This window comes from Streptomyces sp. NPDC007907 (assembly GCF_042959365.1).
Lineage (GTDB): Bacteria > Actinomycetota > Actinomycetes > Streptomycetales > Streptomycetaceae > Streptomyces > Streptomyces indiaensis.
Genome location: NZ_JBIBKR010000003.1, coordinates 1054710 through 1069969, shown reverse-complemented (window position 1 = coordinate 1069969; position 15260 = coordinate 1054710). Strand labels below are relative to the sequence as shown.

Genomic DNA, 15260 nt, shown 5'->3' with positions numbered 1-15260 from the left:
AAACGCCCGGTTACATTCCGAACCCGGAAGCTAAGCCTTACAGCGCCGATGGTACTGCAGGGGGGACCCTGTGGGAGAGTAGGACGCCGCCGAACTCCTATTAGAGCTCTGGCTCTTGGGCATACAGCCCAAGAGCCAGAGCTTTTTTGCGTTGAGGTAGGGTCAGGGAGCATCGTTGGCACGTTTCCCACAGGAGGCCCCCGGGTGGAGGTTCAGGAGACTCGCGTCCAGACGGACCGTGTGCTCACCATCCCGAACATCCTCAGCATGGCGCGCCTCATCGGCGTACCCGTCTTCCTGTGGCTGATCCTGCGCCCTGAGTTCGGTGGGCCCCAGAGTGATGGCTGGGCCCTTCTGGTACTCGCTCTGAGCGGCATCAGCGACTATCTGGACGGCAAGCTCGCGCGCCGCTGGAACCAGATCAGCAGCCTCGGCCGGCTCCTCGACCCCGCTGCCGACCGGCTCTACATTCTCTCGACCCTGGTCGGCCTCACCTGGCGCGAGATTCTGCCCCTGTGGCTGACCGCCGCCCTTTTGGCGCGCGAGCTGGTTCTGCTGGTGATGGTGGGCATCCTCCGCCGGCACGGCTATCCGCCGCCCCAGGTGAACTTCCTCGGCAAGGCCGCCACGTTCAACCTCATGTACGCCTTCCCCCTGCTTCTCCTCAGTGACGGAAGCGGATGGATCTCGTCACTAGCTGCCATTTTCGGATGGGCGTTCGCCGGATGGGGTACAACGCTGTACTGGTGGGCAGGAGTCCTCTACGTGGTACAAGTCCGCCGCCTGGTTCGTGCGGACGCCCTGGCCGATTGAACTCTCGGATGGTCCTGCTGCCGTAGCGGAGCGATGGCCTGTACTGGATAAGTGCGGGACAATCCTGGCGGGGGAAGTCGGCTAGACCGTCTCTTCGAGGAGGACGCTTCCGACATGAAGGCCGTCGTGATGGCCGGAGGCGAAGGCACGCGCCTTCGCCCCATGACCTCAAGCATGCCCAAGCCGCTCCTGCCGGTCGCCAACCGGCCGATCATGGAGCATGTTCTTCGGCTGCTCAAAAGGCATGGGCTCAACGAAACAGTCGTAACTGTCCAGTTCCTGGCGTCCCTCGTCAAGAACTACTTCGGTGACGGCGAAGAGCTCGGCATGGAGCTCACCTATGCCAATGAGGAGAAGCCACTCGGTACCGCAGGGAGCGTCAAGAACGCCGAGGAAGCGCTGAAGGACGACGCCTTCCTTGTCATCTCCGGCGACGCCCTGACGGATTTCGACCTCACCGAGCTCATCAATTTCCACAAGGAGAAGGGCGCGCTCGTCACGGTCTGTCTGACGCGTGTGCCCAATCCGTTGGAATTCGGTATCACCATCGTCGACGAGGAAGGCAAGGTGGAGCGCTTCCTGGAGAAGCCCACCTGGGGCCAGGTCTTCTCCGACACGGTGAACACCGGCATCTACGTGATGGAGCCCGAGGTCTTCGACTACGTCGAGCCCGATGTGCCCGTCGACTGGTCCGGCGATGTCTTCCCGCAGCTGATGAAGGAAGGCAAGCCCATCTACGGCTACATCGCCGAGGGCTACTGGGAGGACGTCGGCACCCACGAGAGCTATGTCAAGGCGCAGGCCGATGTCCTCGAGGGCAAGGTCGACGTCGACATCGACGGGTTCGAGATCTCCTCGGGCGTATGGGTCGCCGAAGGTGCGGAGGTCCACCCCGACGCCGTACTCCGCGGACCCGTCTATATCGGTGACTACGCCAAGGTCGAAGCCGGTGCCGAAATCCGTGAGCACACCGTCGTGGGCTCCAATGTCGTCGTCAAGAGCGGCGCGTTCCTGCACAAGGCCGTCGTCCACGACAACGTCTACGTGGGGCCGCACAGCAATCTCCGCGGCTGCGTGGTCGGCAAGAACACCGACATCATGCGCGCGGCGCGGATCGAGGACGGGGCGGTCATCGGAGATGAGTGCCTGATCGGTGAAGAATCGATCGTTCAGGGCAATGTGCGGGTCTATCCGTTCAAGACGATCGAGGCCGGCGCCTTCGTCAACACCTCGGTGATCTGGGAGTCCAGAGGCCAGGCGCATCTGTTCGGGGCCCGCGGCGTGTCCGGGATCCTGAACGTCGAGATCACGCCCGAGCTCGCCGTGCGGCTCGCCGGCGCGTACGCCACGACGCTGAAGAAGGGCTCGACCGTCACCACGGCCCGTGACCACTCGCGTGGTGCCCGTGCGCTGAAGCGGGCGGTGATCTCGGCATTGCAGGCCAGTGCCATCGACGTACGCGACCTGGAGAACGTGCCGCTGCCGGTGGCCCGGCAGCAGACCGCGCGAGGCAGTGCGGGCGGCATCATGATCCGCACCACCCCAGGGGTGCCGGACTCCGTCGACATCATGTTCTTCGACGGGCAGGGCGCCGATCTGTCGCAAGGCAGCCAGCGGAAGCTGGACCGGGTGTTCGCACGGCAGGAGTACCGTCGTGCCTTCCCCGGGGAGATCGGCGATCTGCACTTCCCGGCCAGCGTCTTCGACTCGTACACCGGTTCGCTGCTGCGGAACGTCGACACGACCGGGATCGCGGACTCCGGGCTGAAGGTCGTCGTGGACGCGTCCAACGGAAGCGCCGGCCTCGTTCTGCCGAGCCTGCTCGGCAAGCTCGGGGTCGATTCGCTGACGATCAACCCCGGGCTGGACGAGTCCAGGCCTACCGAGACCGCCGACATGCGGCGGTCGGGGATGGTGCGGCTCGGGGAGATCGTGGCCTCCTCCGGGGCGGCGTTCGGCGTGCGGTTCGACCCGGTCGGTGAGCGGCTGTCGCTCGTCGACGAGAAGGGGCGGATCATCGAGGACGACCGGGCGCTGCTCGTGATGCTGGACCTCGTCGCCGCCGAGCGGCGCAGCGGCCGGGTCGCTCTGCCGGTGACCACCACCCGGATCGCCGAGCAGGTCGCGGCGTACCACGGGACGCAGGTCGAGTGGACGACGACCTCGCCCGACGACCTCACGCGCGTCGGCGGTGAGGAAGGGACGATCTTCGGCGGCGACGGCAAGGGCGGCTTCATCGTCCCCGAGTTCAGCAGCGTGTACGACGCGACCGCGGCCTTCGTACGGCTCATCGGGCTCGTGGCGCGGACGCAGCTCACGCTCAGCCAGATCGACGCGAGGATCCCGCGGGCGCACGTCCTGAAGCGGGATCTGGCGACCCCGTGGGCCGTGAAGGGGCTCGTGATGCGCCGGGTCGTCGAAGTGGCCGGAGACCGCTTCGTGGACACCACGGACGGTGTGCGGGTGGTGGAGACCGACGGCCGCTGGGTGATGGTGCTGCCCGACCCGGCCGAGGCCGTCACCCACCTGTGGGCCGAGGGGCCGGACGACGCCTCCGCGCAGGCCCTGCTGGATGAATGGTCGGCGGTCGTGGACAGCGCCGGCCGGTAAACGGGCTGCACGTGTGCGTGCCGGACAAGTGTCCCCAACGGGGCCTGTCCGGCACGCCGGTGGGCCCGTTCGGACGTAGCGCTCGCGACGTGCGACGATGTGCGGCATGCCGCAGCAACCCCCCATTCGGAGCACACCCGCGCGGCCCCGGCGCCCGGATGCGTCCATGTCGTTGCTCACCAACGTCATGGACCACAGTCTCGACGACGGCTATGCCGAGGCCGCCGAGCGCAAGAAGGCCGCGGGTGCCAGCGGCATGCCGAAGACGCTCAGGGCGAAGCTCGGGCTGGCCGCCGGACTGGTGCTCGCGGCTCTGGTCGTGACCGTCGGAGCGGCACAGGCGAGGGTCGCCGCCCCGGTCGTCGCCAAGGAGCGGGAAGAGCTGGTCGACCGCATCGGCCGGGAGACCGAGGCGGCGGACGAGCTGGAGGACTCCGTCGACGAGCTGCGCGCGGACGTGAGCGCACGGCAGCGCGAGGCGCTGAAGCACAGCGGCGGCAGCGCTTCCGATCTCGTGGGCATCCTGTCGGGCGCGGTCGCGGTGCACGGCCCCGGGGTGAAGCTCGTGGTGAACGACGCCAAGGAAGCCGCCTCCGGTGGCGACGGCGACCCGCGTGAGACCTCCGGCTTCTCCGACACCGGCCGGGTGCGTGACCGGGACATGCAGCGCGTGGTCAACGGGCTGTGGGAGTCGGGAGCCGAGGCCGTCTCGATCAACGGACAGCGGCTGACGGCGCTGTCGGCGATCAGGGCCGCGGGGGACGCCATACTGGTCGACAACAAGCCGCTGGTGCCGCCGTACACGGTGCTGGCGGTGGGGGACGGGCAGCGGCTGAGCACGCGGTTCCAGGACAGTGCGGACGGGCTGTATCTGAACGCGCTGCAGGAGAGCTACGGCGTCAGGACAGGCATCTCCGTGGAGGACGACCTCCGGCTGCCTGCCGCACCGAGTGTGACCGTACGTACAGCACAGCCGAGCACTGAGAAGAGCGAGAAGGGCACATCGTGATCGCCGTACTGGGCCTCGTCGTGGGAGTCGTGGCCGGCCTGTTGGTCCGGCCTGAGGTTCCGGCGGTGGTCGAGCCTTATCTGCCGATCGCCGTCGTGGCGGCGCTCGACGCCGTCTTCGGCGGTCTGCGGGCCATGCTCGACGGGATCTTCGACGACAAGGTTTTCGTGGTGTCGTTCCTGTCGAACGTCGTCGTGGCCGCTCTGATCGTGTTCCTGGGCGACAAGCTGGGTGTGGGTGCTCAGCTGTCCACCGGTGTGGTGGTCGTCCTCGGTATCCGGATCTTCTCCAACGCCGCGGCGATCCGCCGGCACGTGTTCCGGGCGTGAGGCCGATGAGCGATCACGACGAGAGGCCCGCCGAGGCGGCCGAGGAGCAGGGCGACCCGCGCGAGAACGGCGGCGACGGCGGGAACAGGCTGCGCAAGGTGTTGCCCCAGGAAGTGCCGCCGGCCGCGCGGACGGCAGGTGAAGCCCACGCGAAGCCGGCGCCCGCCCTGCCCACGGCAGGCGAGGCCCGGGCGAGGCCGGAGCCCGAGCCCGAGCGGGCACCGGAACCACAGCCCGATGCCGAGCCCCGGCTGACCGGTCGGCAGCGGCTGGCCCAGGGCGTATGGCCGCCGCGTGTCACCCGGGCTCAACTCATCGTCGCCGTGCTGCTCTTCGGTCTCGGATTCGGTCTGGCCGTGCAGGTGGCCTCGAACAGCGACAGTGACAGTGCCCTGCGTGGCGCACGTCAGGAAGATCTTGTTCGCATCCTCGATGAACTGGATGACCGTACTCAACGTCTTGAGGACGAGAAGCAAGGTCTCGAGAAGCAGCGCGACGAGCTGGAGAACAGCTCGGACCAGGCCGAGGAGGCCCGGAAGCAGACGGTCGAGAAGGAGAGGCAACTCGGCGTCCTGGCGGGCACGGTGGCCGCCCAGGGGCCCGGCATCACCATGACGATCGAGGACACGAAGGGGACGGTCGAGGCGGACATGCTGCTCGACGCGATCCAGGAGCTGCGCGCGGCGGGTGCCGAGGCGATCCAGGTGAACGGGGTCCGGGTCGTCGCGGGCACGTACCTCACAGATCCGGGCAAGGGCGTGGGCGTCGACGGGAACAAGATCAACGCGCCCTATCGTTTCAAGGTCATCGGCAAGCCGCAGGACCTCGAGCCGGCGCTCAACATCCCCGGAGGCGTGGTGCAGACTCTCGAGAAGGAACAGGCCACCGTCACGATCGAGCGGTCGACCGACATCCTCGTGGACGCCTTGCGAGCAGCGAAGCGGCCTGACTACGCTCGGTCGTCCTCGCGGTGAACCGGGGGTGCATGGGCGGCGTTCGGCAAGGGCATGAGGTTGCGGGGGGTCGGCGCACCGAATGGGCGGTGCGTGGTGGAAACTGTCTGGTGCAGACGGACGTTGTCAGGATGTCCGGGTCGGCCAGAGTGTTCAGTCAGGGTTCGTCCTGCCCCACGGGCGGGTCTGTTTCGGTCAAGGGGAATCGCCCGTGAAGTTGTTTGCGAAGTTGTTCGGCAAGAGCGCGCGAGAGGGCAGCGACAACGCGACCGCTCGTCATCGCGCACAGCCTGACGCGGAGGGCCAGCGGCCGCTGTTCCGGGACCAGATCGGCGGCCCGGGCAGTGACGTTTCCGGTGGTCAGGGCGCGCCGTCGGTTGACCCTGCACAGCCCGGCGGCATAGGTTTCGGGCAACCGTCAACCTCAGGTGCGGGTGGAGGGTTTTCCGACCCGTACGCGTCCAACGCCCCCGGTGGGCAGCCGCGGCAGGAGGATCCGATGTCGGCCCTGGTGTGTACGAGGTGCGGTAACCGCAACGCGGAGAACAGCCGGTTCTGCTCCAACTGCGGTGCGCCGCTGCGGGCGGGGGCGGCTCCGGAGCGTCCGTCCGAGACGACGTCCACGATCTCCATCTCCGGCCTGGAGGCCTACGACAGCGAGACCACGGGCCAGACGCAGATGCCGACGCTGTCGCCCGAGGCGCAGGCCGCGGTCGACGCGCTGCCGCTGGGCTCCGCGCTCCTGGTCGTGCGCCGCGGGCCGAACTCGGGCAGCCGCTTCCTGCTGGACGGCGACCTGACCACGGCCGGCCGGCATCCGCAGAGCGACATCTTCCTGGACGACGTGACGGTCTCCCGGCGGCACGTGGAGTTCCGCCGAGCTCAGGACGGGTCGTTCACGGTGGCCGACGTGGGCAGCCTGAACGGCACTTACGTCAACCGGGAGCGGATCGACCAGGTCGCCCTGAACAACGGCGACGAGGTGCAGATCGGCAAGTACCGGCTGGTGTTCTACGCCAGCCAGCGGGGCTACTGACCGGCTCCGTCCGGGCAGACCCAGCGAGGTCCATCCGTCAGGGAAGGTCCATGCTTCATACACCGAGCGGCGGTGCCGGGCACGGCACCGCCGCCACGGACAGTGGGCTGATGAGCATCGGCGCGGTGCTGAACGCGCTGCGCGCCGAGTTCCCCGAAGTGACCATCTCCAAGATCCGCTTCCTGGAGTCGGAAGGGCTCATCGAGCCGCAGCGGACCCCGTCGGGGTACCGCAAGTTCAGCGCCCATGACGTCGAGCGCCTCGGACACGTCCTGAGGATGCAGCGGGACCACTACCTGCCCCTGAAGGTGATCCGGGAGTACCTGGACGCCATGGAGCGCGGTGAGGCGGTGCAGCTGCCGGCCGTGGGCCGTCAGCGGGACGGCGAGCCGGCCTCCCGGCCTCCGGAGCCGTCCGAGCCGCCCACGGCGGCCAGGATCGGGCGGGACGAGCTGCTCGCCGCCGTCGGCGTGGACGGGCAGGAGCTCGAGGAGTGGGAGTCCTACGGGCTCCTCACCCCATTGGAGGACGGGGCCTACGATTCCGGGTCGGTCGCGGTGGCCCTGCTGGTCGTGGAGCTCGGGCGGTTCGGGATCGAGCCGCGGCACCTGCGGGCCCTGAAGGCCTCCGCCGACCGGGAGGCCGGGCTCGTGGACCAGGTGGTGGCGCCGCTCAGGCGGCACCGGAACCCGCAGACCCGGGCGCACGCCGAGGACCGCACCAGGGAACTGGCGGGGCTCACGGTGAAGCTGCACGCCGCACTGGTGCAGACGGCGCTCGGGGTGCGGCTCCCCTGAGGCCGCCGGGCACCGCCTAGGCCGGATCAGGCGCCCGATCCCGGCCCGACTACCCAAACATCCCGGGCACGGCCTAGGGTTGCTGTGTGAACGAGCTCGATGTCGTAGGTGTCCGGGTCGAAATGCCCTCCAACCAACCGATCGTGCTCCTGCGTGAAGTGGGAGGCGACCGTTACCTCCCCATCTGGATCGGACCGGGGGAGGCGACGGCGATCGCCTTCGCCCAGCAGGGCATGGCTCCCGCGCGGCCGCTGACACACGACCTGTTCAAGGACGTGCTGGAGGCCGTCGGCCAGGAGCTCACGGAAGTGCGCATCACGGACCTGCGTGAGGGCGTCTTCTACGCGGAGCTGGTCTTCGCCAGTGGCGTCGAGGTGAGCGCCCGCCCGTCCGACGCCATAGCGCTCGCGCTGCGCACCGGGACGCCGATCTACGGCAGTGACACGGTGCTCGACGACGCCGGCATCGCGATCCCGGACGAGCAGGAGGACGAGGTGGAGAAGTTCCGCGAGTTCCTCGACCAGATCTCCCCGGAGGACTTCGGCAGCAGCAGCCAGTGAGCTCCTGCGGAGCGGCTGCGGCCCGCCAGGTGTACGGGCGGCCCGACGGACGACGAGGTCCGTGACGGGGCCGCCCGCCGTATGTGTGAGGGGCGAAATGCCCGCATGTGCCGGGGGCTCATGAGAGCGTCACACGGCCCGTTCGGGCACATTCGGCTAGCCTTTCCCCGCGACGGGGCACGGGAAACCACTCTCAGGGTGATTATCACTCGGCGTGGCGAGTGTGGCGATCGTTGACGCACCCCTGGTGACTGCCTACCGTCGAGAAGGCAGGTCAAGGACGGAGGTCGGCGTGAGAAGCAGCGGCGACGGTACGGCTGGGGGCGGCCCCGAGCGCAGTCTCAGGGCGAGCGGTCCGTACCCTCCCCCCGGCTCCCGGCCTTTCCCGGGCGGAGCACGTCCTCAGCCCGGTGGTGCGGCCGACCACGCTCCGCAGCGACCGACAGCGGTGCCGAGCAGCGGAGAGGCGACGTCCATGGCGTCCGAGCAGATCGGCTATCGCGGCCCGACGGCCTGTGCCGCCGCCGGTATCACCTACCGGCAGCTGGACTACTGGGCCCGCACCGGGCTCGTGGAGCCGAGTGTGCGCCCCGCCTACGGGTCCGGCACGCAGCGGCTGTACAGCTTCCGGGACGTGGTCGTCCTGAAGATCGTCAAGCGGTTCCTGGACACCGGGGTGTCGCTGCAGAACATCCGCACCGCCGTCCAGCACCTCAGGGAACGCGGTTTCAGCGACCTCGAGCGCATGACGTTGATGAGTGACGGCGCGACGGTCTACGAGTGCACCTCGCCCGACGAGGTCCACGCCCTGCTGCAAGGCGGCCAGGGGGTCTTCGGGATCGCCGTCGGGGTGGTGTGGCGGGACGTCGAGAGCGCGCTGTCCCAGCTGCACGGCGAGCGGATCGACACCGGCGAGACGCTGGTCGGACCCAACCCGGCGGACGAACTGGCACGTCGGCGTAACCGGGCCGTCTAGAGCCGCCGGGGCGTGGTGAACGCACGCGGTCGCAGCAGGCGGGACGTTTTCTCACGCCGGGCGGGCCACGCTGAAGGGCGCTGCCCGACTCAAGGGCGCTCGATCTGGGTGGGGGCGCTGGCGAGCCGGGGCCGTCGCGGGTGGTCGAGCAGCGCGTTGTCAGTGGCGTAGGGCAGCATCGAAGGTGTGAGAACCGCGCCCACGATCCTGCATCTGGACATGGATGCCTTCTACGCCTCGGTGGAGCAGGCGTCCAAGCCCAGTCTGCGCGGGAAGGCGGTGGTGGTGGGCGGGCTCGGGCCGCGCGGCGTGGTGGCGACCGCGTCGTACGAGGCGCGGGTCTTCGGGGTGCATTCGGCGATGCCCATGGGGCAGGCCCGGCGGCTCGCGCCGAACGCCGCGTATCTCGTGCCGCGCTTCTCTCTCTACCGCTCGATCAGCGAGCGGGTGATGGAGCTGCTGCGGGCGCTGTCGCCGCTGGTGGAGCCGCTGAGCCTCGATGAGGCGTTCGTGGACCTGGAGGCCGGGGGCGTGGCGTGGGACGAGCGGTCGGCGAGGCTGGCGGGCGTGAAGCTGCGCGCCGACATCCGGGCCGTCACGGGGCTCACCGGGTCGGTGGGGCTCGCCGCCTCGAAGATGCTCGCCAAGATCGCCTCGGAGGAGGCCAAGCCCGACGGGCTGGTGGTCATCGAGCCGGGGACCGAGCGGGCGATGCTCGGGCCGATGCCGGTGCGGATCCTGCCGGGGGTGGGGCCGGCGACGGGCGACCATCTGAGGCGGGCCGGGATCACCACGGTCGAGGAGATCGTCGAGGCGGGCGAGGACGAACTGGTCCGGCTGCTGGGCCAAGCGCACGGGCACGGTCTCTACGCCATGGCCCTGGCGCGCGACGACCGGCCCGTGGTGGCCGAGCGCGAGGCGAAGTCGGTGTCGGTCGAGGACACCTACGACGTGGACATCCACGACCGGACGCGGGTCGGCCTGGAGGTGCAGCGGCTGGCCGAGCGGTGCGTGCGGCGGCTGCGCGGCGCCGGGCTCTCCGGGCGGACGATCGTGCTGAAGGTGCGCCGCTACGACTTCTCGACGCTCACCCGCTCCGAGACGCTGCGCGGCCCCACGGACGACCCGGCGGTGGTCCGTGAGGCGGCGGCCAGGCTGCTGGACTCCGTCGACACGACCGGCGGGGTGCGGCTGCTCGGGGTGGGGGTGAGCGGGCTCGCCGACTACACGCAGGAAGACCTGTTCGCCCAGGCGGCGGGGGAGGGGGCGGTCGCCGAGAGCCCGGTCGAGGAGCCGCCCGTGGCCCCGACCGAGGAACAGCCGTCGCTCGCCGAGCGGCGCTGGCCCGCCGGGCACGACGTGCGGCACGCCGAGTTCGGGCACGGGTGGGTGCAGGGCAGCGGCCTGGGGCGGGTCACCGTACGGTTCGAGACGCCCACCTCGGAGCCCGGGCGGGTGCGGACCTTCCGCATCGACGATCCGGATCTGGAAGCGGCGGATCCGCTGCCGCTGGTGTCAGCGGGGGAGAGAGAGCCGGCCGCGGAGGCGGGGTCTCAGGCTGATTCGTCGGTGCCCGCGAGCTTGCCGAAGTCGCGGTCCGGGAACGGGGGCGGGGCGGCGACGTCGAGACCGTAGTGGTGGTACAGCTGCAGTTCCTGCTCGGGAGAGAGGTGGCGGCCCACACCGAAGTCGGGGGCGTCCTTGATCAGGGCTCGCTCGAAGGGGACGTGCAGGGCGCCCTCGACCAGCTCGCTGGGCTCCAGGGGGACGAAGGCGTCCCTGCTGAACAGGCCGGTCCGTATGGCCGCCCACTCCGGCTCGCCTGTGGCGTCGTCGAGGTAGACCTCGTCGATGGTGCCGATCCTGGTCCCGTTGCGGTCGAACGCCTTGCGGCCGATCAGGTTGCGCGGATCGATATCGGTTCGCACGGGCCCTCCACATGGTCGCAACTCATACGTAGACACTACAAAACGGTACAAGCGGTGATGCGGCCACTCGAAGGTTCGTGCGTCGACCTCGCTGGTACGCTGGCATCGGCTGTTGACCCCGTGCGGGAGAGTCCTCCAGACACCATCGGAGGCGCCGAAGGAGCAAATCCTCCCCGGAATCTCTCAGGCTCACGTACCGCACGGACGAGGTCACTCTGGAAAGCAGGGCGGGTGTCGACGGCTTCCGCTCTCACCGACGGTGAAAGCCGGAGGCCTTCGGGCGATCCGGTGAAGCTCTCAGGTTGAGATGACAGAGGGGGAGGCCGTCCGGGTACCCGTGCCGTGGTGCCCCTCGAAGGTCGTGACGACCAGGAGGCCCCCGTAATGACCGCCCACCGCATTCCGCTCTCCGAGCTCGAAGAGGCAGTCCCCTTCGAGCAGCGCCACATCGGCCCCGACCACGAGGCCTGCGCCAAGATGCTCGCGCACGTCGGCTACGGCTCGCTGGACGAGCTGACCGCCGCCGCCGTCCCGGCCGTGATCAAGAGCGCCGAGGCACTGGATCTGCCCGGCGCCCGCAGCGAAGCCGAAGTGATCGCCGAGCTGCGCTCCCTCGCCGACCGCAACCAGGTCCTCGGCTCCATGATCGGCCTCGGCTACTACGGCACGTTCACGCCCCCGGTCATCATGCGCAACGTCATGGAGAACCCGTCCTGGTACACGGCCTACACCCCGTACCAGCCGGAGATCTCGCAGGGCCGGCTGGAGGCGCTGCTCAACTTCCAGACCGTGGTCGCCGACCTGACCGGACTGCCGACCTCGGGCGCCTCCCTGCTCGACGAGGGCACCGCGGCCGCCGAGGCCATGGCGCTGTCGCGGCGGCTGGGCAAGAACAAGAAGGGCCTGTTCCTGGTCGACGCGGACACACTGCCGCAGACCATCGCCGTGATCCAGACCCGCGCCGAGCCGACCGGCGTCGAGGTCGTCGTCGCCGACCTCAGCGAGGGCATCCCCGCCGAGATCGCCGAGCGCGAGATCAACGGCGTGCTGCTCCAGTACCCCGGTGCCTCCGGCGCCGTGCGCGACCTCAAGCCGGTCATCGACCGGGCGCACGAACTCGGGGCCCTCGTCACCGTCGCCGCCGACCTGCTCGCGCTGACGCTGCTGAAGTCGCCCGGTGAGCTCGGCGCGGACATCGCCGTCGGCACGACCCAGCGCTTCGGCGTGCCCATGGGCTTCGGCGGACCGCACGCCGGCTACATGGCGGTCCAGGACAAGATGGCGCGCAGCCTGCCCGGGCGGCTCGTCGGCGTGTCCGTCGACGCCGACGGCAACAAGGCCTACCGACTGGCCCTGCAGACGCGTGAGCAGCACATCCGCCGCGAGAAGGCCACCAGCAACATCTGCACCGCGCAGGTGCTGCTCGCCGTCATGGCCGGCATGTACGCCGTCTACCACGGCCCCGAGGGCCTCAAGGGCATCGCGCGGCGCACCCACCGGTACGCCACGGTCCTCGCCGCCGGACTCGCGGGCGGCGGTGTCGAGGTCGTGCACGGCTCCTACTTCGACACCCTGACCGTGCGCGTCGAGGGCCGGGCCGCCGAGATCGTGGCCGCCGCGCGGGACAACGGCGTCAACCTGCGTCTCGTCGACGCCGACCACGTCTCCATCGCCTGCGACGAGACCACCACGCGCGCCCAGCTGCGTGCCGTGTGGGCGGCCTTCGGCTTCGAGGGAGTCGTCGAGGCGCTCGACGCCGCGACCGAGGACGGTCTTCCCGGCGCGCTGCTGCGCACCGACGACTACCTGACCCACCCCGTCTTCCACCAGCACCGCTCCGAGACCGCCATGCTGCGCTACCTGCGCAAGCTGGCCGACCGTGACTACGCGCTCGACCGCGGCATGATCCCGCTGGGCTCCTGCACCATGAAGCTCAACGCGACCACGGAGATGGAGCCGGTCACCTGGCCCGAGTTCGGGCAGCTGCACCCCTTCGCGCCCGCCGAGCAGGCCGGCGGCTACCTCACCCTCATCCACGAGCTGGAGGACCGGCTCGCCGAGGTCACCGGCTACGACAAGGTCTCCCTCCAGCCGAACGCCGGTTCGCAGGGCGAGCTGGCCGGTCTGCTCGCCGTCCGCGGGTACCACCGGGCCAACGGCGACGAGCAGCGCACCATCTGCCTGATCCCGTCGTCCGCTCACGGCACCAACGCGGCCAGCGCGGTGATGGCGGGCATGAAGGTCGTCGTGGTGAAGACCGCCGAGGACGGCGAGATCGACGTCGAGGACCTGCGGGCGAAGATCGAGCAGCACCGCGACGAGCTCGCCGTGCTGATGATCACCTACCCGTCCACCCACGGCGTGTTCGAGGAGCACGTCGCCGACATCTGCGCGCAGGTGCACGAGGCGGGCGGGCAGGTCTACGTCGACGGGGCCAACCTGAACGCGCTCGTCGGGCTCGCCAAGCCGGGGCACTTCGGCGGCGACGTCTCGCACCTCAACCTGCACAAGACCTTCTGCATCCCGCACGGCGGCGGCGGCCCGGGCGTCGGCCCGGTGGCGGTGCGCGAGCACCTGGCGCCGTACCTGCCGAACCACCCGTTGCAGCCCGAAGCCGGTCCCGAGACGGGTGTCGGCCCCATCTCGGCGGCTCCCTGGGGCTCGGCCGGCATCCTGCCCATCTCGTGGGCGTACGTCCGGCTCATGGGCGGCGAGGGGCTGAAGCGGGCCACGCAGGTGGCCGTGCTCAGCGCCAACTACATCGCCAAGCGCCTGGAGCCGCACTACCCGGTGCTCTACACCGGCCCCGGCGGGCTCGTCGCGCACGAGTGCATCATCGACCTGCGGCCCCTGACCAAGGCCACGGGCGTGAGCGTAGACGACGTGGCCAAGCGGCTGATCGACTACGGCTTCCACGCGCCGACCATGTCGTTCCCGGTGGCCGGGACGCTCATGATCGAGCCGACCGAGTCGGAGGACTTGGCCGAGCTGGACCGGTTCTGCGAGGCGATGATCGCCATCCGCGCGGAGATCGAGAAGGTCGGCTCCGGCGAGTGGCCCGCGGAGGACAACCCGCTGCGCGGCGCCCCGCACACCGCCGGAGCGCTCGCCGGGGCGTGGGAGCACGCCTACAGCCGTGAGGAGGCCGTCTTCCCGGCCGGGGTGTCGACCGCCGACAAGTACTGGCCGCCGGTGCGCCGCATCGACCAGGCCTTCGGCGACCGGAACCTCGTCTGCTCCTGCCCGCCGCTGGACGCGTACGAGGACTGATCGGCCGACCGGTCGTAGGGAGGGGCTCCGCAGTGCGGGGCCCCTCCCGTCGTTCACCCGCGCGTCACGCGGTGGTGAGTGACACGTCGGTCGCCTTGATCAGCGCGACCACGGGGGTTCCGGGCGAGAGGGCCAGGTCCTCCGCAGCGTCCCGGGTGATCACGGCGGTCAGTTCGCCGCCCTCCACCGTGACGCGGACGGACGCCATCGCCTCGCCGGCGGTGAGGTCGGTGACCCTGCCGGGGAGCTGGTTGCGGATCGACAGGCCCTCGATGGGCGCGGTCGCGAGGGAGACCTCCGTCGACTTCATCAGGGCGCGCACGGCGGTGCCCGGTGTGAGACGGAGGTCTTGCGCGGCGTCGCGTGTGATCGCCGCAGTGATGTCCTGGCCGCCGGTGAGGCGGACCCTGACCGTCGCCATGGCCTCACCCGGGGTGACGGCGCTGACGGTGCCGGGGAGCTGGTTGCGGATGCTCAGGCTCATGGGTGCACGGTAGCCGCGGCGCGCACGGGGGGCCGGTATGCGCGCGGGTACCGCCTCGTGCGAGACGGCTCTCAGACGCGGTCGATGTGGACGTTCGTCGACTTTACGCGGGCCGTCGCCTCCATCCCGACCTCCAGCCCCAGTTCCTCCACCGCCTCACGGGTGAGCAGCGAGACGAGCCGGTGCGGTCCGGCCTGGATCTCCACCTGCGCGGCGACGTCGCCGAGTTTGATCGCGGTGACGATGCCGGGGAAGGCGTTGCGGGCCGAGGTGTACGGGGCGTCCTCCTCGGCGGTGCCGGACCGGGCGAGTTCGACGGAGAAGGCGGCCAGGTCCCGCCCGTCGATGAGCCGGCGCCCGGTCTCGTCGCGGTGGGTCGTGATGCGACCCGCGTCGGCCCAGCGTCGGGCGGTGTCCGGGCTGACGCCGAGCAGCCGTGCTGCCTGGCCGATCGTGTAGGACTGCATGCCGGTCACGATAGGGGGTGCGGGACGC

The 15260-nt window shown here is 69.8% G+C and carries 14 protein-coding genes, 1 rRNA gene and 1 riboswitch; of the genes, 12 read left to right on the top strand and 3 right to left on the bottom strand.

The features are described from left to right. The 11 genes from rrf to ACFZDI_RS16325 all read left to right on the top strand — a co-directional run. Positions 1–95: ribosomal RNA gene (gene rrf, locus ACFZDI_RS16375) — 5S ribosomal RNA — on the top strand; the annotation flags it as partial. 109 nt (positions 96–204) lie between these two features. Next, a complete protein-coding gene (locus ACFZDI_RS16370) occupies positions 205–813 on the top strand; it encodes a CDP-alcohol phosphatidyltransferase family protein (protein WP_391251066.1) in 609 nt (202 codons plus the stop codon). A gap of 114 nt (positions 814–927) precedes the next feature. Further along, complete coding sequence (locus ACFZDI_RS16365) at positions 928–3423, top strand: sugar phosphate nucleotidyltransferase (RefSeq protein WP_391251064.1); 2496 nt, start codon at positions 928–930, stop codon at positions 3421–3423. Between the two features lie 97 nt (positions 3424–3520). Next, positions 3521–4432 (top strand): DUF881 domain-containing protein, encoded by a 912-nt coding sequence (locus ACFZDI_RS16360; RefSeq protein ID WP_391251062.1) that lies wholly within the window; start codon positions 3521–3523, stop codon positions 4430–4432. Next, positions 4429–4761: a small basic family protein gene (locus ACFZDI_RS16355; protein WP_003988855.1), complete on the top strand. Its 333-nt coding sequence runs from the start codon at positions 4429–4431 to the stop codon at positions 4759–4761. Before ACFZDI_RS16360 ends, ACFZDI_RS16355 begins: the two co-directional genes overlap by 4 nt. 5 nt (positions 4762–4766) lie before the next feature. After that, entirely contained in the window at positions 4767–5735 is a 969-nt protein-coding gene (locus ACFZDI_RS16350) for a DUF881 domain-containing protein (RefSeq protein WP_391251061.1), read from the top strand. 61 nt (positions 5736–5796) lie between these two features. Then, a complete protein-coding gene (locus tag ACFZDI_RS16345; protein WP_391251059.1) occupies positions 5797–6750 on the top strand; it encodes an FHA domain-containing protein in 954 nt (317 codons plus the stop codon). 50 nt (positions 6751–6800) lie between these two features. Further along, entirely contained in the window at positions 6801–7547 is a 747-nt protein-coding gene (locus tag ACFZDI_RS16340; protein ID WP_234849788.1) for a MerR family transcriptional regulator, read from the top strand. Between the two features lie 86 nt (positions 7548–7633). After that, positions 7634–8107 carry a bifunctional nuclease family protein gene (locus tag ACFZDI_RS16335; RefSeq protein WP_003988851.1) on the top strand — a complete coding sequence of 158 codons (474 nt, stop codon included), beginning with the start codon at positions 7634–7636 and terminating at the stop codon, positions 8105–8107. Between the two features lie 292 nt (positions 8108–8399). Next, positions 8400–9083 carry a MerR family transcriptional regulator gene (locus ACFZDI_RS16330; RefSeq protein WP_234849787.1) on the top strand — a complete coding sequence of 228 codons (684 nt, stop codon included), beginning with the start codon at positions 8400–8402 and terminating at the stop codon, positions 9081–9083. A 186-nt stretch (positions 9084–9269) separates the two neighbouring features. Further along, positions 9270–10718: a DNA polymerase IV gene (locus tag ACFZDI_RS16325; RefSeq protein WP_391251056.1), complete on the top strand. Its 1449-nt coding sequence runs from the start codon at positions 9270–9272 to the stop codon at positions 10716–10718. Here the strand turns inward: ACFZDI_RS16325 and ACFZDI_RS16320 are convergent. After that, positions 10637–11011, bottom strand: coding sequence for a PRC-barrel domain-containing protein (locus ACFZDI_RS16320; RefSeq protein ID WP_391251054.1), 375 nt, complete (start codon positions 11009–11011; stop codon positions 10637–10639). The genes ACFZDI_RS16325 and ACFZDI_RS16320 overlap by 82 nt on opposite strands. Positions 11012–11124: 113 nt before the next feature. Continuing rightward, positions 11125–11220, top strand: a riboswitch (glycine riboswitch). Positions 11221–11395: 175 nt separating this feature from the next. On the opposite strand from ACFZDI_RS16320, the gene gcvP reads away from it, so the two are divergent. Beyond that, positions 11396–14281, top strand: a complete 2886-nt coding sequence (gene gcvP, locus ACFZDI_RS16315) for an aminomethyl-transferring glycine dehydrogenase (RefSeq protein ID WP_391251052.1) — start codon at positions 11396–11398, stop codon at positions 14279–14281. A gap of 64 nt (positions 14282–14345) precedes the next feature. On the opposite strand, the gene ACFZDI_RS16310 is transcribed toward gcvP, so the two are convergent. Continuing rightward, positions 14346–14765 carry a TOBE domain-containing protein gene (locus tag ACFZDI_RS16310; RefSeq protein WP_391251050.1) on the bottom strand — a complete coding sequence of 140 codons (420 nt, stop codon included), beginning with the start codon at positions 14763–14765 and terminating at the stop codon, positions 14346–14348. 71 nt (positions 14766–14836) lie between these two features. Beyond that, the gene (locus tag ACFZDI_RS16305; protein ID WP_234849782.1) at positions 14837–15232 is read right to left on the bottom strand and encodes a molybdopterin-binding protein; all 396 of its coding nucleotides are present in this window, start codon (positions 15230–15232) and stop codon (positions 14837–14839) included. Positions 15233–15260: the final 28 nt, after the last annotated feature.